Source organism: Pantoea dispersa (assembly GCF_014155765.1).
Taxonomy (GTDB): domain Bacteria; phylum Pseudomonadota; class Gammaproteobacteria; order Enterobacterales; family Enterobacteriaceae; genus Pantoea; species Pantoea dispersa.
Window position 1 is genome coordinate 115,736 of record NZ_SCKT01000003.1, and the last position, 15,658, is coordinate 131,393.

Annotated in this window: 13 protein-coding genes; 9 read left to right on the forward strand and 4 right to left on the reverse strand. The window is 58.7% G+C overall.

The annotated features are described in order from the left end of the window. Positions 1-14 precede the first annotated feature (14 nt). The 7 genes from ispG (at position 15) to H7K56_RS10610 (ending at position 9,122) form a co-directional block, all read left to right on the forward strand. Positions 15-1,136 (forward strand): flavodoxin-dependent (E)-4-hydroxy-3-methylbut-2-enyl-diphosphate synthase, encoded by a 1,122-nt coding sequence (gene ispG / locus H7K56_RS10580; RefSeq protein WP_021506559.1) that lies wholly within the window; start codon positions 15-17, stop codon positions 1,134-1,136. Positions 1,137-1,241: 105 nt separating this feature from the next. Then, entirely contained in the window at positions 1,242-2,516 is a 1,275-nt protein-coding gene (gene hisS / locus H7K56_RS10585; protein ID WP_058770848.1) for a histidine--tRNA ligase, read from the forward strand. 39 nt (positions 2,517-2,555) lie between these two features. Next, entirely contained in the window at positions 2,556-3,173 is a 618-nt protein-coding gene (locus H7K56_RS10590) for a YfgM family protein (protein ID WP_150360863.1), read from the forward strand. Positions 3,174-3,192: 19 nt separating this feature from the next. Beyond that, positions 3,193-4,374: an outer membrane protein assembly factor BamB gene (gene bamB / locus H7K56_RS10595; protein WP_058758300.1), complete on the forward strand. Its 1,182-nt coding sequence runs from the start codon at positions 3,193-3,195 to the stop codon at positions 4,372-4,374. Positions 4,375-4,550: 176 nt separating this feature from the next. Next, on the forward strand, positions 4,551-6,041 hold the full coding sequence (gene der / locus H7K56_RS10600; protein WP_021506563.1) for a ribosome biogenesis GTPase Der: 1,491 nt from the start codon (positions 4,551-4,553) through the stop codon (positions 6,039-6,041). 85 nt (positions 6,042-6,126) lie between these two features. Further along, complete coding sequence (locus H7K56_RS10605; protein WP_150360862.1) at positions 6,127-6,354, forward strand: zinc ribbon domain-containing protein; 228 nt, start codon at positions 6,127-6,129, stop codon at positions 6,352-6,354. 329 nt (positions 6,355-6,683) lie between these two features. Continuing rightward, positions 6,684-9,122 (forward strand): glucose/quinate/shikimate family membrane-bound PQQ-dependent dehydrogenase, encoded by a 2,439-nt coding sequence (locus H7K56_RS10610; RefSeq protein ID WP_021506565.1) that lies wholly within the window; start codon positions 6,684-6,686, stop codon positions 9,120-9,122. 86 nt (positions 9,123-9,208) lie between these two features. Here the strand turns inward: H7K56_RS10610 and H7K56_RS10615 are convergent, their stop codons facing one another. From H7K56_RS10615 to xseA, 4 genes are all read right to left on the reverse strand, one after another. After that, complete coding sequence (locus H7K56_RS10615) at positions 9,209-9,391, reverse strand: con-10 family general stress protein (RefSeq protein WP_071813581.1); 183 nt, start codon at positions 9,389-9,391, stop codon at positions 9,209-9,211. Between the two features lie 102 nt (positions 9,392-9,493). Further along, positions 9,494-9,823, reverse strand: coding sequence for a protealysin inhibitor emfourin (locus H7K56_RS10620; RefSeq protein ID WP_021314501.1), 330 nt, complete (start codon positions 9,821-9,823; stop codon positions 9,494-9,496). Further along, the gene (locus tag H7K56_RS10625) at positions 9,820-10,833 is read right to left on the reverse strand and encodes a M4 family metallopeptidase (protein WP_021506566.1); all 1,014 of its coding nucleotides are present in this window, start codon (positions 10,831-10,833) and stop codon (positions 9,820-9,822) included. The genes H7K56_RS10620 and H7K56_RS10625 overlap by 4 nt, the downstream gene beginning before the upstream one ends. A 125-nt stretch (positions 10,834-10,958) precedes the next feature. After that, positions 10,959-12,326 (reverse strand): exodeoxyribonuclease VII large subunit, encoded by a 1,368-nt coding sequence (gene xseA / locus H7K56_RS10630; protein WP_058781809.1) that lies wholly within the window; start codon positions 12,324-12,326, stop codon positions 10,959-10,961. Between the two features lie 168 nt (positions 12,327-12,494). On the opposite strand from xseA, the gene guaB reads away from it, so the two are divergent. Both guaB and guaA read left to right on the forward strand, forming a co-directional pair. Then, entirely contained in the window at positions 12,495-13,961 is a 1,467-nt protein-coding gene (guaB, locus tag H7K56_RS10635) for an IMP dehydrogenase (protein ID WP_021506568.1), read from the forward strand. A 72-nt stretch (positions 13,962-14,033) separates the two neighbouring features. Beyond that, positions 14,034-15,614, forward strand: coding sequence for a glutamine-hydrolyzing GMP synthase (gene guaA / locus H7K56_RS10640; protein WP_021506569.1), 1,581 nt, complete (start codon positions 14,034-14,036; stop codon positions 15,612-15,614). The last annotated feature ends 44 nt before the right edge of the window (positions 15,615-15,658 follow it).

A 15,658-nucleotide genomic window follows, 5' to 3' on the forward strand; every position in this document is an offset into this window, starting at 1 on the left:
TGTGGAGAGAGAATATGCATAACGAAGCACCCATTATCCGTCGCAAATCTACACGTATTTACGTCGGCAAGGTGCCGGTTGGTGATGGCGCGCCTATCGCCGTTCAGTCAATGACCAACACCCGTACCACGGACGTCGAAGCCACGGTGAATCAGATCCGTCAGCTGGAGCGCGTCGGTGTGGATATCGTGCGTGTGTCCGTGCCCACCATGGATGCGGCGGAAGCCTTCAAACTGATTAAGCAGCAGGTCAACGTGCCGCTGGTAGCGGACATTCACTTTGACTACCGCATCGCTCTGAAAGTGGCCGAGTACGGCGTCGATTGCCTGCGCATTAACCCGGGCAACATCGGTAACAACGAGCGTATTCGCCAGGTAGTGGATTGCGCCCGTGACCACAATATTCCGATCCGTATCGGCGTTAACGCCGGTTCGCTGGAAAAAGATCTGCAGGAAAAATACGGTGAGCCAACGCCGCAGGCGCTGCTCGAATCCGCGATGCGTCATGTTGATCACCTCGATCGCCTCAACTTTGACCAGTTCAAAGTGAGCGTCAAAGCCTCCGATGTGTTCCTGGCGGTGGAATCTTACCGTCTGCTGGCAAAAGCCATCGATCAGCCGTTGCACCTTGGCATCACCGAAGCTGGTGGCGCGCGTGCGGGAGCGGTGAAATCAGCGATCGGCCTTGGTCTGCTGCTGGCGGAAGGGATTGGCGATACGCTGCGTATTTCACTGGCCGCCGACCCGGTTGAAGAGGTCAAAGTCGGCTACGACATCCTGAAATCACTGCGCATCCGCTCACGCGGCATCAACTTCATCGCCTGCCCGACCTGTTCGCGCCAGGAGTTTGACGTCATTGGCACGGTGAACGCGCTGGAAGAGCGGCTGGAAGACATCATCACGCCGATGGACGTCTCGATCATTGGCTGCGTGGTGAACGGTCCCGGCGAAGCCACGGTCTCGACGCTCGGCGTCACCGGCGGCAACAAGAAAAGCGGTTTCTACGAAGATGGCGTGCGCCAGCGCGATCGCCTCGACAACAATGACATGATCGATCAGCTGGAAGCGCGCATCCGTGCAAAAGCCACCATGCTGGACGAGAGCCGCCGCATCAACGTGCAGCAGCTGGAAAAATAAAGGACGGTGTGCGCCCGGCGCACGCCAGTTGTGATTGAACCTGTGCGGTTTCATCCTCATAAGGTATGATGCCGGACAGGTTTTTTTGTATTAAGAGATTCTAACGTGGCGAAGAATATTCAAGCGATTCGCGGGATGAACGATTACCTGCCGGCAGATACCGCCATCTGGCAGCGTATTGAGGGCACCCTGAAGCAGGTGCTGGCCAGCTACGGCTACAGTGAAATCCGTCTGCCAATCGTCGAGCAAACCCCGCTGTTCAGCCGCGCGATCGGTGAAGTCACCGACGTGGTTGAAAAAGAAATGTACACCTTTGAAGACCGCAACGGCGAGAGCCTGACGCTGCGTCCGGAAGGCACCGCAGGCTGCGTGCGCGCCGGTATCGAACATGGTCTGCTGTACAATCAGGAGCAGCGCCTGTGGTACATCGGTCCGATGTTCCGCTACGAGCGTCCGCAGAAGGGGCGCTATCGCCAGTTCCACCAGATGGGTGTCGAAGTGTTTGGCCTGCAGGGGCCGGACGTGGACGCCGAACTGATCATGCTGACCCATCGCTGGTGGAAAGCGCTGGGTATTGCTGACCACGTTGAGCTGGAACTGAACTCCATCGGTTCACTGGAAGCACGCGCCAACTACCGCAGTGCGCTGGTGGCCTTCCTCGAACAGCATAAAGAGGTGCTGGACGAAGATTGCAAACGCCGCATGTATACCAATCCGCTGCGCGTGCTGGACAGCAAAAATCCGGATATTCAGACGCTGCTGAACGACGCGCCGACGCTGGGTGAATTCCTCGACGAGGAGTCACGTGAACACTTCAGCGGCCTGTGCGCGCTGCTCGACGATGCCGGCATCAAATACCGCATCAATCAGCGCCTGGTGCGCGGCCTCGACTACTACAACCGCACCGTGTTCGAATGGGTGACCAGCAGCCTCGGCTCGCAGGGCACCGTGTGCGGCGGCGGTCGCTATGATGGTCTGGTGGAGCAACTGGGCGGCCGCGCGACGCCGGCGGTCGGTTTTGCCATGGGGCTCGAGCGTCTGGTGCTGCTGGTGCAGGCGGTGAATCCGGAATTTGAACCGACGCGCATTGTTGATGTCTATGTTATCGCTTCGGGGCAGGGCGTGCAGTCCGCCGCGATGCAACTGGCGGAAAAACTGCGTGATGCCGACCCGGCGCTGAAGCTGATGACCAACTTCGGCGGCGGTAACTTCAAAAAGCAGTTTGCCCGTGCAGACAAGTGGGGCGCACGCATTGCGCTGGTGCTGGGCGAAGACGAAGTGAAAGCGGGCCAGGTGGTGATTAAAGACCTGCGCACCGGCGATCAGCAGACGCTGGCGCAGAGCGACGCCGCCGCGACGCTGCACACGCTGCTGCAGTAAGCGCAGCACTGCAACAGGCATTTTAAGGAGAGGGATTGCGTGGAAGTTTACAGCAACGAAAACGAACAGGTTGATGCGCTGCGTCGCTTCTTTGCCAATAATGGCAAAGCACTGGCGGTCGGGGTTATCGTCGGTATCGCTGCACTGGGTGGCTGGCGTTTCTGGAGCAGCCATCAGGAAGGGACGGACAAAGCCGCGTCGGCGCAGTATCAGCAGCTGACCAGCGCCATGCAGGCAGACAAGCCGCAGACGCTGGAAGCGGTCGCCAGCTTCGCCAGCGAGAACAACAACACCTACGGTGCGCTGGCCGCGCTGGATCTGGCTAAACAGTACGTTGCCGCCAATCAGTTAGACAAAGCCATCACGCTGTTACAGAGCGGGCTGAAAGACACCAAAGATGCCAATCTGCAGGCGGTGATCAACCTGCGTCTGGCACGCATTCAACTGCAGCAAAATCAGGCCGATGCCGCCCTTACTACCCTGAACAATGTAAAGGGTGATGGCTGGACAGCCATTGTGGCGGACATTCGTGGCGAAGCACTGCTGAGCAAAGGCGATAAGCAGGGCGCCCGTGATGCCTGGAGCAAAGGTGCGGAATCGCAGGCTTCTCCTGCGCTGAAGCAGATGCTGCAGATGAAGATGAATAACTTAAGTTAAGCCAGTCAAGAGAGCGCACATGGAATTACGTAAATACCTGCTGCCAGGGCTGATGTCAGTCACTCTGCTCAGCGGTTGCTCGCTGTTCAGCGGCGAAGAAGATGTAGTGAAAATGGCCCCGCTGCCGAAGGTTGAAAACCAGTTCACGCCAGAAACCGCGTGGAGCACCTCGGTCGGTGACGGCGTGGGTGATTTCTACTCCAATCTGCATCCCGCCTGGCAGGACGGCACCGTGTATGCCGCCGACCGCTTCGGTATCGTGAAAGCGCTCGATGCCAGCAACGGCAAAGAGAAGTGGAAAGTGAATCTCTCTGAGAAGACCGGCTTCTTCTCGAAAAACATTTCGGCACTGCTGTCTGGCGGTATCACGGCCAATGGCGATCGCCTCTACATCGGTAGCGAGCGGGGGCAGGTATTTGCCCTGAACAGCAGCGACGGCAGCATTGCCTGGCAGACCAAAGTGGCCGGCGAAGCGCTGTCGCGTCCGGTGGTCAGCGATGGTCTGGTACTGATTCACACCAGCAACGGTATGCTGCAGGGGCTCGATCAGAGCAGCGGCGCGGTGAAATGGAGCGTGAATCTGGATATGCCAGCGCTGTCGCTGCGCGGTGAATCGGCGCCGGCAGTAGCGTTCGGCGGCGCGATTGTTGGCGGCGATAACGGCCGCGTCAGCGCGGTGATCATGAACCAGGGTCAGCTGATCTGGCAGCAGCGTATCTCCCAGCCAAGCGGCGCGACCGAGATCGATCGTCTTAACGATGTCGACACCACGCCGGTTATCGTCAATGGCGTGGTCTATGCGCTGGCCTACAACGGTAACCTGACGGCGCTGGATCTGCGTTCCGGTCAGATTCTGTGGAAGCGTGAAATCGGCGGCGTCAAAGATCTGATCGTCGATGCCGGTCGCATCTATCTGGTGGATCAGGATGACCGCGTGATTGCGCTCAACGCCGATGGCGGCGTGGCGATCTGGCGTCAGAGCGATCTGCTGCACCGTAACCTGACGTCTCCGGTGCTGTTCAACGGTTACCTGGTGGTCGCCGATAGCGAAGGCTACGTGCACTGGATCAACACCCTGGACGGCCGCTTTGTGGCGCAGCAGAAACTGGACAGCGACGGCTTCCAGACCGAGCCAGTCGTGGCCGGTGACAAGCTGCTGATCCAGGCGAAAGGCGGTGAGGTCTACGCCATCACCCGTTAAGGCGATGGCCCGACGGGCAGCGTTTCGCACGCATTGATACGGCTCCTGATTCGTCAGGGGCCGTTCTGTTTTTAGTCAGGCATGATATTCTTGGCGCCTGCGGCCTGAACCTGACGGCAAATGCCGTTATAATCACGCCATTCGGGCGATTTATTTTTAAAACTGAGGCAAGTGTTATGGTACCTGTGGTCGCGCTGGTTGGGCGTCCCAATGTGGGGAAATCCACGCTGTTTAACCGCTTAACGCGCACACGTGATGCGTTAGTGGCCGATTTCCCTGGACTGACTCGCGATCGCAAATATGGTCGCGCCGAAGTGGAAGGGCGCGAATTTATTGTTATCGATACCGGCGGTATTGATGGCACCGAGGAAGGCGTGGAAAACCGCATGGCGGAGCAGTCGCTGCTGGCGATTGAAGAGGCCGATGTGGTGCTGTTTTTAGTTGATGCGCGTGCTGGCGTCATGCCGGCGGATCAGCAGATCGCCAATCATCTGCGTTCGCGCGATAAAGCGACGTTCCTCGTTGCCAACAAAACTGACGGTCTCGATCCGGATGCTGCGGTGCTGGACTTTTACGCGCTCGGCCTGGGTGAGATTCACCCGATTGCCGCGTCGCACGGTCGTGGCGTCACCAGCCTGCTGGAAACCGCGCTGCTGCCGTGGATGGATGATATCGCGCCGCGGGAAGTCAGCGAAGAGGACGAAAACGAAGCTTACTGGGCCGCGTTAGCCGCCGAAGAGAACGGTGAAGCGCTGGAGGAAGAAGAGGAAGAAGCCTTCGATCCGACCGGTCTGCCTATCAAACTGGCGATTGTCGGGCGTCCCAACGTAGGTAAGTCAACGCTTACCAACCGTATCCTCGGTGAAGACCGTGTGGTGGTGTACGACATGCCGGGCACCACGCGCGACAGCATCTACATTCCGATGGAGCGTGATGACCGCGAGTACATTCTGATTGATACCGCGGGCGTGCGTAAGCGCGGCAAAATCACTGATACGGTGGAAAAATTCTCCGTCATCAAAACGCTGCAGGCGATTGAAGATGCCAACGTGGTGATGCTGGTGATTGACGCGCGCGCGGGCATTTCCGATCAGGACCTGTCGCTGCTCGGCTTTATCCTGAATAGTGGGCGCTCACTGGTGATTGTGGTCAACAAGTGGGATGGCCTGTCGCAGGAGATTAAAGACGAAGTGAAAGAGACGCTGGACTTCCGTCTCGGCTTTATCGACTTCGCGCGTGTGCACTTTATCTCGGCACTGCACGGCAGCGGCGTGGGCAACCTGTTTGAATCCGTGACCGAAGCGTACGACTGCTCGACCAAACGCGTAAATACCTCCATGCTGACGCGTATCATGAACATGGCTGCTGACGACCATCAGCCGCCGCTGGTGCGTGGCCGCCGCGTAAAACTCAAATACGCGCATGCCGGTGGTTATAACCCGCCGATTGTGGTGATTCACGGTAATCAGGTGAAGGATCTGCCGGATTCTTACAAGCGTTACCTGATGAACTACTTCCGCCGCTCGCTGAACGTGATGGGAACGCCGATTCGCATCCAGTTTAAAGAGGGCGATAACCCGTATGCGGGCAAACGCAACCTGCTGACACCAACCCAGCAGCGTAAGCGTAAGCGTCTGATATCGCATCTGAAGAAAAACAAACGCTAAACATGATGAGGGCCCGGATGGGCCCTCTTTTTTTGGCGTAACATCCGGTTTTATCACGATCCTCAGCCACGATTTCGGAGTCATCATGCTCACCCCATGCCCTCACTGTCAGCAACCGCTCACTTACAGCGAACAACGCTTCGACTGCCCGCACTGCCAGCGTCATTTCACCGCGCTGGCCTGCTGTCCCGACTGCCAGCAGCCGCTGCAGGTGCTGAAGGCGTGCGGTGCCATAGATTATTTCTGTACCCACGGTCACGGCCTGATCTCCACCAGGCGCGTGCATTATCGCCCGGAAGACGTCATGGAATGAGGGTTTGCGATAGCGCGAAGTGGCGCTGGCTGCTCGCTTCGCGCTGCGTTTGTAGCAAAAATGCTATTGCCCAGTAACTACCGCGTTATGGATGTTCACTTTTAATTGTACCGGATGGTACAATCCTGCCCGCCTTGTCGCGAATGCCAGCGGATGTTGATCCTGCGGCCTCGCTCACAAGCGCTGCATAACGGGCGTAGCTCCCGTACCAACAGATATAAAATAAAGCGTAACGGATAACTTCCTGTCCCTGCTCAGTCAGGAAGACATTGACCGGCTGCTCCCGCATTCCGGCCGCCACGCGTTATTTTTTCAGGAGAGTTTGTGTTATGGCAGAAAATTCCGCTCGTCCCGGTAAAGGGTTGAGTCTCTGGTCCGTGTTATTCGGGCTGGTCCTGCTGGCGATCGGCCTGTTCTTCGCGATCGGTGGCGGTAAACTGGTGGCCCTGGGCGGCAGCTGGTACTTCCTCATTGCCGGTATCGTCATGTTACTGTCGGCGATTCAGTTCTTTCGCCGTAAATCCTCGGCGGTTACGCTGTTCATTCTGGTCTTCGCCGGTACGCTGATTTGGGCGCTGTACGATGCTGGCTGGCAGTTCTGGCCGCTGGTGTCGCGCCTGATGGTGCCGGCCGGCCTGATGGTGCTGGCATTTATTACCTGGCCGGCGCTGCGTAAGCGTGAAGGCAAGGCCTCGCTGGCGAAGCTTTCATATGCGCTGTCAGCGGTGATTGCCGTTGGTATGGTGGTCACCTTTGTCCAGATGTTCCAGCCGCATCCGACTGTGGCTTTCACCGGCAAGCAGCTGCCGCTGATCCCGGTAGATAAAAGCAAACCGCAGCAGGACTGGAGCAGCTACGGCCGTACGCCGCAGGGTGACCGTTTTGCCGCTATCGACCAGATTACCCGCGACAACGTGAAAGACTTGCAGGTTGCCTGGACGTTCCACACCGGCGACACGCCGATCAGCCCGACCGGTAACGGTGCAGAAGATCAGGAAACGCCACTGCAGGTGGGTAATACCCTGTATCTGTGTACGCCGCACAACAACGTGATTGCGGTGGAAGCCGACAGCGGTAAGCAGATCTGGAAGCGCGAAATCAATGCGCAGGCGCAGGTGTGGAACCGCTGCCGTGGTCTGGCGTACTTTGATGCCACCAAACCGGTACAGCAGCCAACGCAGCCGGGCTCCACGCCGGTGCCAGCGGTAACGCTGGCGGCGGGCGATAGCTGCCAGCGTCGCATCCTGATGAACACCATCGATGCGCGTCTGATTGCCATCAACGCCGATAACGGTGAACTGTGTGAAAACTTCGGTAACCACGGTGTGGTCGATCTGAAGCAAGGTCTCGGCAGCGCGCCGGACCCGCAGTATCAGCTGACCTCGCCGCCGCAGGTGGCAGGCACCACGGTCGTGGTGGGCGGTCGCGTCGCGGATAACGTACAGACAGACATGCCTGGCGGCGTTCTGCGTGGCTTCGACGTCATCACCGGCCAGATGCGCTGGGCGTTTGACCCGGGCAATGAAGATCCGAATGCCGTGCTGATGCCGGGTCAGGATTACACCCGCAGCACGCCAAACTCATGGGCGCCAATCTCTTACGATCCGGCGATGAACACCGTGTTCCTGCCGATGGGCAGCTCGTCGGTGGACCTGTGGGGTGCCAACCGTACCGCGCTGGATCACAAATATGGCGCGTCGGTGCTGGCGCTGGATGCCACCACCGGTAAAGAGAAGTGGGTGTATCAGACGGTCCACAATGACCTGTGGGACTTCGACCTGCCAATGCAGCCGAGCCTGGTGGACTTCCCGATGAAGGACGGCACCACCAAACCTGCGGTGGTGATCGGCGGGAAAACCGGCATGATCTGGGTGCTGGATCGCCTGACCGGCAAGCCTTTAACCAAAGTTGAAGAGCTGCCGATGCCGCAGGGCCATATCCCGAACGAGCAGTACACCAAAACTCAGCCGCACTCGGTAGAAATGCCAAACATTGGCAATCAGAAACTGACCGAGTCAGACATGTGGGGTGCTACGCCGTTTGACCAGCTGGCTTGCCGTATTGCTTTTAAAGGCATGCGTTATGACGGCCTGTTCACCGTGCCGGACACCGATGTTTCGCTCAGCTTCCCGGGCTCGCTCGGTGGCATGAACTGGGGCAGCATCTCGTTCGATCCGAACAACCAGTACATGTTCGTCAACGATATGCGCCTTGGCCTGTGGGTGCAGATGATTCCGCAGGACACCACCAAATCGGCTGCCAGCAACGGCGGTGAAGCCATCAACACCGGCATGGGTGCGGTACCGCTGAAAGGCACGCCGTACGCAGTAAACAAAAACCGCTTCATGTCGCCGCTGGGCATTCCGTGTCAGGCACCGCCGTTCGGTACGCTGTCGGCCATCGACATGAAGACCCGTCAGATTGTGTGGCAGGTGCCGGTGGGTACGGTGCAGGATACCGGTCCGTTTGGTATCAAAATGCATGCGCAGATGCCGGTCGGTATGCCGACGCTGGGCGGTACGCTGGCAACGCAGGGCGGTCTGGTATTTATTGCCGGCACCCAGGATTACTACCTGCGCGCCTTTGATAGCTCAACCGGTAAAGAAGTGTGGAAAGCACGTCTGCCGGTGGGCAGCCAGGGCGGACCAATCAGCTATGTTTCGCCGAAAACCGGCAAACAGTACATCCTGATCTCCGCAGGCGGTGCGCGTCAGTCACCGGATCGCGGTGATTACGTGATTGCTTACGCGCTGCCCGACAGCAAGTAAGCCGCAGTAAAAGAAAGGCCGACATCATGATGTCGGCCTTTTTTATTAACCTTCCGTGGCGTACTCCTTCCTGTAAGGATCCTTACTTACTTCTGCTTAGAGGGGCGACGGCTTTTTTGACCTCCTTTTCTTCCAGCTTCCCTGGCTCTCTCAGGATCGTTCCTGAAATTGCCCCCACTGACTTTGCCGCCCGCGCTACCGGCTTCCCTGGCGCGCTCCGGGTCCTCTGCAAAGTTCCCGGCACCGCCTCGTTGCTTGGTTTGTGTCATAGCAGAGACCTCATCTAAGGGTATTTTCTTTGATGTGGACTAGCTAGCCACGTTATCCAGTATAGTCAGTTAGTTACGGCGATGCTGTGGGAACTGTCTAAGTTATTCTTCGCCGTCGCGCCACAGCGCCTGCAGTTCAGGAGGCGCAACGTTTTCCGGAATAAGAATCACAATCGTTCCGGCTTCGCGGTGGGTCGCGTAGCTTATCTGGATGCGGAAATAGCGCTGGTCGCCGCGCCCGATGCTGGCGGCCTGTTCCTCCGGCTCGCCGAGCGGCAGCGCCTGCTCCAGCACGTTGCACACGCGCTGCTTCTGCGGTTCCGGCAGCTGTGCCAGCGCAAATCGCCGCTCGCTGCGCAGGCCGGGGATAAATGCAATGCCGCCTTCACGCGCCAGCTCAATGATGGCGTCATCGGTCAGCTGAATATTCACCTTACACCTACCTCGTGCCACGCGGACTGGATCGCCTGTGCCACCGTATTATCAAAACGTTTTGCGGCATGCTGTACGGTAAAGCGCGCAAAGGTGCTGAAGTCGGCATCCTGCGGCAATTCCTTATCGCACAGCGTGTCGTACCATGCCTGACCGGCCCGTTCCCAGGCAAAGCCGCCCAGCGCGGTCGCTGCCAGATAGAAGGCGCGATTGGGAATGCCGGAGTTAAGATGTACGCCGCCGTTGTCTTCGCGCGTGTCGATATAGTGATCCATATCGGCAGGCTGCGGATCTTTGCCGAGCAGCGGATCGTCATAGGCGGTACCGGGCGCAGACATCGAGCGCAGGCCACTGCCCTTAATACCCGCCGCCAGCAGCCCTTCGCCGATGATCCAGTCAGCCTGGTCGGCGCTTTGCTTAAGGTGATACTGCTTCACCAGCGAGCCGAACACATCGGACATCGATTCGTTGAGCGCACCTGCCTGCTGGAAGTAAATCAGCCCGGCTTCGGTTTCGGTCACACCGTGCGTCAGCTCGTGCGCGACCACATCGATGGCAATGGTAAAGCGATTGAAGATCTCACCGTCGCCGTCGCCAAATACCATCTGCTGGCCATTCCAGAAGGCGTTCTGGTACTCCTTGCCGTAATGCACGGTGCCATCCAGTTTCAGGCCTTTGTTGTCCAGCGAGTTGCGCTGATAGATCTGCCAGTAGAAATCATAGGTGATGCCGAGATAGTTCCACGCTTCGTCGGCGGCGACGTCACCGTTACCGGGCTGGCCTTCCTCACGGATCAGGGTGCCGGGCAGATTTTGCGTATTACCCGCGTCGTAGATAGCACGCAAAACACTGCCGGGCTGCGCGGTGCTGGCTGCGCTGGCGGTGTGAGGATGTTCCGCCATCAGCTGTTGCACGTGGGTGAGAGTGCGCCGCGCGTAATCCTGCTGTGCGCCGGAACAGTTATCGATGATGTTTCGCAGAATATACGGAGGAATAACGCTGTAAGGCATGTCGAACTCCCTGACGGATGGGTATGTCAGAAAGTATAGACCTGCTTATCAATCGCGCGCCGCTGCGTCTGCAGCCCGCGCGATTTACAGGGGGTTATCAACCATTTATGCGGCTGAAAAGATTATCACGCCTTACGGCTGCGCGCCTTCTGTGGTTGTAACGCCGTCACCTGACTCTCCACCCAGCCATCATCCAGCCGGGTACGCAGCAGATCGCCGGTATGCAGCTGACGGGTCTTTTTCACCACCTGGCCCTGAGCATCGGTGGTGACGCTAAAGCCACGCGCCAGCGTCGCCAGCGGACTCACGCCTTCCAGCTGTGCTGCCAGCGTACCAAAACGCTGCCGGCTGTGATTGAGCTGTTTTTCCATGCCCTGCTGCAGCCGGTAATGCCACTGCTGTAACTGCTGCTGAGCGCGCAGAATACGTCCCTGCGGCTGCTGGGATTGCAGGCGCTGCAGCAGGCGGTCCTGCTGGCGATGCGCCAGGCGCAGCCGCTGGTCGACCGCTTCCTGCAGACGACGCTGCAGCTGGATCAGCGTGGTTTGCTGGCGTGCCAGGCGCAGCTGCGGATGCTGCTGTTGCAGACGATGCTGCAGCCGGGTGAAGCGGCGCTGCTGCTGCGCCACGTAATAATCCATCGCCATCTCCATGCGCTGCTGCTGAGACTGCAAACGGCGCAGCAGCTCGATCTGGTTGCGGCTCACCAGCTCGGCAGCGGCAGAAGGCGTCGGCGCGCGCAGATCGGCAACAAAGTCGGCGATAGTGACATCGGTTTCATGCCCAACGGCGCTGACGATCGGCAGGCGGCTGGCAAAGATGGCCCGCGCCACGCGCTCGTCGTTGAAGCTCCACAAATCTTCCAGTGAACCGCCGCCGCGCCCGACGATCAGCACGTCGCACTCGTCACGCTGGTTGGCCAGCTCGATGGCGCGCACGATGGCGGCGGGCGCATCAACGCCTTGCACTGCAGTCGGATAGATCACCACCGGCAGCGAGGGATCGCGGCGATGCAGCACGCGCAGCACATCGTGCAATGCCGCGCCGGTGGCGGAGGTGATCACGCCCACCTGGCGCGCCGGCTCCGGCAGCGGTTGTTTAAACTGCTGGTCGAACAGGCCCTCCGCCGCCAGCCGGGCTTTCAGCTGCTCAAACTGTTGCTGCAGCAGCCCTTCACCGGCCGGATGCATGCTTTCGATAATCAACTGATAGTCGCCGCGCGGCTCATACAGCGTGATGCTGGCACGCACCAGCACCTGCTGACCGTGCTGCGGGCGAAAGCTGACGCGTCGATTGCTGTTGCGGAACATGGCACAGCGCACCTGCGCGCCATCGTCCTTCAGGGTGAAGTACCAGTGACCGGAAGCGGGCTGAGTGAAATTGGAAATTTCAGCGCTGAGCCACACCAGGCCCATCTCATTTTCCAGCAGTTGGCGCACCGTGGTGTTCAGGCGGCTGACAGTAAAAATATTGGCGGTTGGCGGTAGCGACATGTGATGAGGATCAAATTTCAAATCAGAGGGTTAATTAACCGATACTACATGCCTGCCCCGGAGGATCAAGACTTTTTCCGAAAAAACACTGGAGGCAACCGATTTCGGCCTGTATAATGCCGCGGCAATATTTTATCTGTTTTAAACGCCCCAGGTGGAGATATTGCAATGTTAAGAATCGCGAAAGAAGCCCTCACATTTGACGACGTCCTGCTCGTTCCCGCTCACTCCACTGTTTTACCCAACACGGCCGATCTCAGCACCCAGCTGACCAAAAACATCCGTCTCAACATTCCTATGCTGTCTGCAGCGATGGACACCGTGACCGAAGCCGGTCTGGCGATTGCGCTGGCGCAGGAAGGCGGTCTGGGCTTTATCCACAAAAACATGTCGATTGAGCGCCAGGCGGATGAAGTTCGCAAGGTGAAAAAACACGAAAGCGGCGTCGTAACGGAGCCACAGACCGTGCTGCCAACCACCACGCTGGCCGAGGTGAAAGAGCTGACCGAACGTAACGGCTTCGCCGGTTACCCGGTGGTTAACGCTGACAACGAGCTGGTGGGCATCATTACCGGTCGTGACGTGCGCTTCGTGACCGATATGACGCTGCCGGTGACCGCGGTCATGACGCCGAAAGAGCGCCTGGTGACGGTGAAAGAGGGTGAAGCGCGTGAAGTCGTGCTGCAGAAAATGCACGAAAAACGCGTCGAGAAAGCGCTGGTTGTTGACGACAGCTTCCACCTGCTGGGCATGATTACCGTTAAAGATTTCCAGAAAGCCGAGCGTAAACCTAACGCCTGTAAAGATGCGCAGGGTCGTCTGCGCGTCGGTGCCGCGGTGGGTGCCGGTGCCGGCAACGAAGAGCGCGTTGATGCGCTGGTCGCTGCGGGCGTTGACGTACTGCTGATCGACTCCTCGCACGGCCACTCTGAAGGCGTGCTGCAGCGTATCCGTGAAACCCGCGCAAAATATCCAGACCTCGAAATCATCGGCGGCAACGTGGCGACCGGTGCAGGCGCACTGGCGCTGGCTAACGCGGGCGTGAGCGCGGTGAAAGTGGGCATCGGCCCGGGCTCCATCTGTACTACCCGTATCGTTACCGGCGTTGGCGTACCGCAGATCACGGCAGTATCCGACGCGGTTGAAGCGCTGGAAGGTACCGGTATTCCGGTCATCGCTGACGGTGGTATCCGTTTCTCTGGCGACATCGCCAAAGCTATCGCCGCGGGCGCGTCGGCGGTAATGGTCGGCTCCATGCTGGCCGGTACCGAAGAGTCGCCGGGCGAAATCGAGCTCTACCAGGGCCGTGCGTTCAAATCCTACCGCGGTATGGGTTCACTGGGCGCGATGTCCAAAGGCTCGTCTGACCGCTACTTCCAGAGCGATAACGCCGCCGACAAACTGGTGCCGGAAGGTATCGAAGGGCGCGTTGCCTATAAAGGCCGCCTGAAAGAGATCGTGCACCAGCAGATGGGCGGCCTGCGCTCCTGCATGGGCCTGACCGGTTGCCCGACCATCGACGATCTGCGCACCAAAGCCGAGTTCGTGCGCATCAGCGGCGCCGGCATTAACGAAAGCCACGTGCACGATGTGACCATCACCAAAGAGTCACCGAACTACCGCATGGGTTCATAATCCCGTAAGATTTCCCGCCCGGCTCCTGCCGGGCGCTTTTATTATTAAGTCCATCCCAATGGAAACGCCTCAATGACGACTGAAAATATTCATAAACATCGTATTTTGATCCTCGATTTTGGTTCTCAGTATACGCAGCTGGTCGCGCGCCGCGTGCGTGAGCTGGGCGTCTACTGCGAACTCTGGGCGTGGGATGTCACCGAAGAGCAAATCCGCCAGTTCAACCCGAACGGCATCATCCTCTCCGGTGGTCCGGAAAGCACCACCGAGCACAACAGCCCGCGCGCGCCGGAATATGTGTTCAACGCTGGTGTGCCGGTGCTGGGCGTGTGCTACGGCATGCAGACCATGGCGATGCAGCTGGGCGGTAAGGTTGAAGGCTCGAACGAGCGTGAATTTGGTTACGCGCAGGTTGAAGTGACAACCCCGAGCGCGCTGGTGCGTGATATCGAAGATGCCATCAGCGCGGCGGGCAAACCGCTGCTAGACGTGTGGATGAGCCACGGTGACAAAGTCACGGCGATCCCGGCAGACTTCGTGACGGTTGCCAGCACCGAAAGCTGCCCGTTTGCCATCATGGCCAACGAAGAGAAGCGTTTCTACGGCGTGCAGTTCCACCCGGAAGTGACGCACACCCGTCAGGGCCTGCGCATGCTGGAGCGTTTTGTGCGCGACATCTGCGGCTGTGAAGCGCTGTGGACGCCAGCCAAAATCATCGAAGACGCGGTAGAGCGCATCCGTGAGCAGGTGGGTGAAGACCGTGTGATTCTCGGCCTTTCCGGCGGCGTGGACTCGTCCGTGACCGCGATGCTGCTGCACCGCGCGATTGGCGAGCGCCTGACCTGTGTGTTCGTCGATAACGGACTGCTGCGTCTGAATGAAGCTGAGCAGGTGATGGACATGTTCGGCGACCACTTTGGTCTGAACATCGTGCACGTTGCGGCAGAAGGGCGCTTCCTCGACGCGCTGGCGGGCGAGAACGATCCGGAAGCCAAACGTAAAATCATCGGCCGCGTGTTCGTGGAAGTGTTCGACGAAGAAGCACTGAAGCTGACCGACGTGAAGTGGCTGGCGCAGGGCACCATCTATCCGGATGTGATTGAGTCGGCGGCTTCGGCTACCGGTAAAGCGCACGTGATCAAATCGCACCACAACGTGGGCGGTTTGCCGAAAGAGATGAAGATGGGCCTGGTTGAGCCGCTGAAAGAGCTGTTCAAAGATGAAGTGCGTAAAATCGGTCTGGAACTCGGCCTGCCTTACGACATGCTGTACCGCCATCCCTTCCCGGGCCCGGGTCTGGGCGTGCGCGTACTGGGTGAAGTGAAGAAAGAGTACTGCGACCTGCTGCGCCGTGCCGATGCCATCTTTATCGAAGAGCTGCGCAAAGCCGATCTGTACAACAAAGTCAGCCAGGCCTTTACCGTGTTCCTGCCGGTGCGCTCCGTCGGCGTGATGGGCGATGGCCGTAAATACGACTGGGTGGTTTCCCTGCGTGCTGTCGAAACCATCGACTTCATGACGGCCCACTGGGCGCACCTGCCGTACGACTTCCTCGGACGCGTCTCCAACCGCATCATCAACGAAGTGAACGGCATTTCACGCGTGGTTTATGACATTTCAGGTAAACCGCCTGCGACGATTGAGTGGGAATAACGCCCGCACTGGCAACCGCCAGCACCTGAAGCTTCAAAGCCCGC

Bases quoted from the DNA above. Each gene is read 5' to 3' on its own strand.
- ispG (WP_021506559.1), top strand. From the start codon at position 15: ATGCATAACGAAGCACCCATTATCCGTCGCAAATCTACACGTATTTAC.
- bamB (WP_058758300.1), top strand. From the start codon at position 3,193: ATGGAATTACGTAAATACCTGCTGCCAGGGCTGATGTCAGTCACTCTG.
- der (WP_021506563.1), top strand. From the start codon at position 4,551: ATGGTACCTGTGGTCGCGCTGGTTGGGCGTCCCAATGTGGGGAAATCC.
- H7K56_RS10605 (WP_150360862.1), top strand. From the start codon at position 6,127: ATGCTCACCCCATGCCCTCACTGTCAGCAACCGCTCACTTACAGCGAA.
- H7K56_RS10610 (WP_021506565.1), top strand. From the start codon at position 6,684: ATGGCAGAAAATTCCGCTCGTCCCGGTAAAGGGTTGAGTCTCTGGTCC.
- H7K56_RS10615 (WP_071813581.1), bottom strand. From the start codon at position 9,391: ATGACACAAACCAAGCAACGAGGCGGTGCCGGGAACTTTGCAGAGGAC.
- H7K56_RS10625 (WP_021506566.1), bottom strand. From the start codon at position 10,833: ATGCCTTACAGCGTTATTCCTCCGTATATTCTGCGAAACATCATCGAT.
- xseA (WP_058781809.1), bottom strand. From the start codon at position 12,326: ATGTCGCTACCGCCAACCGCCAATATTTTTACTGTCAGCCGCCTGAAC.
- guaB (WP_021506568.1), top strand. From the start codon at position 12,495: ATGTTAAGAATCGCGAAAGAAGCCCTCACATTTGACGACGTCCTGCTC.
- guaA (WP_021506569.1), top strand. From the start codon at position 14,034: ATGACGACTGAAAATATTCATAAACATCGTATTTTGATCCTCGATTTT.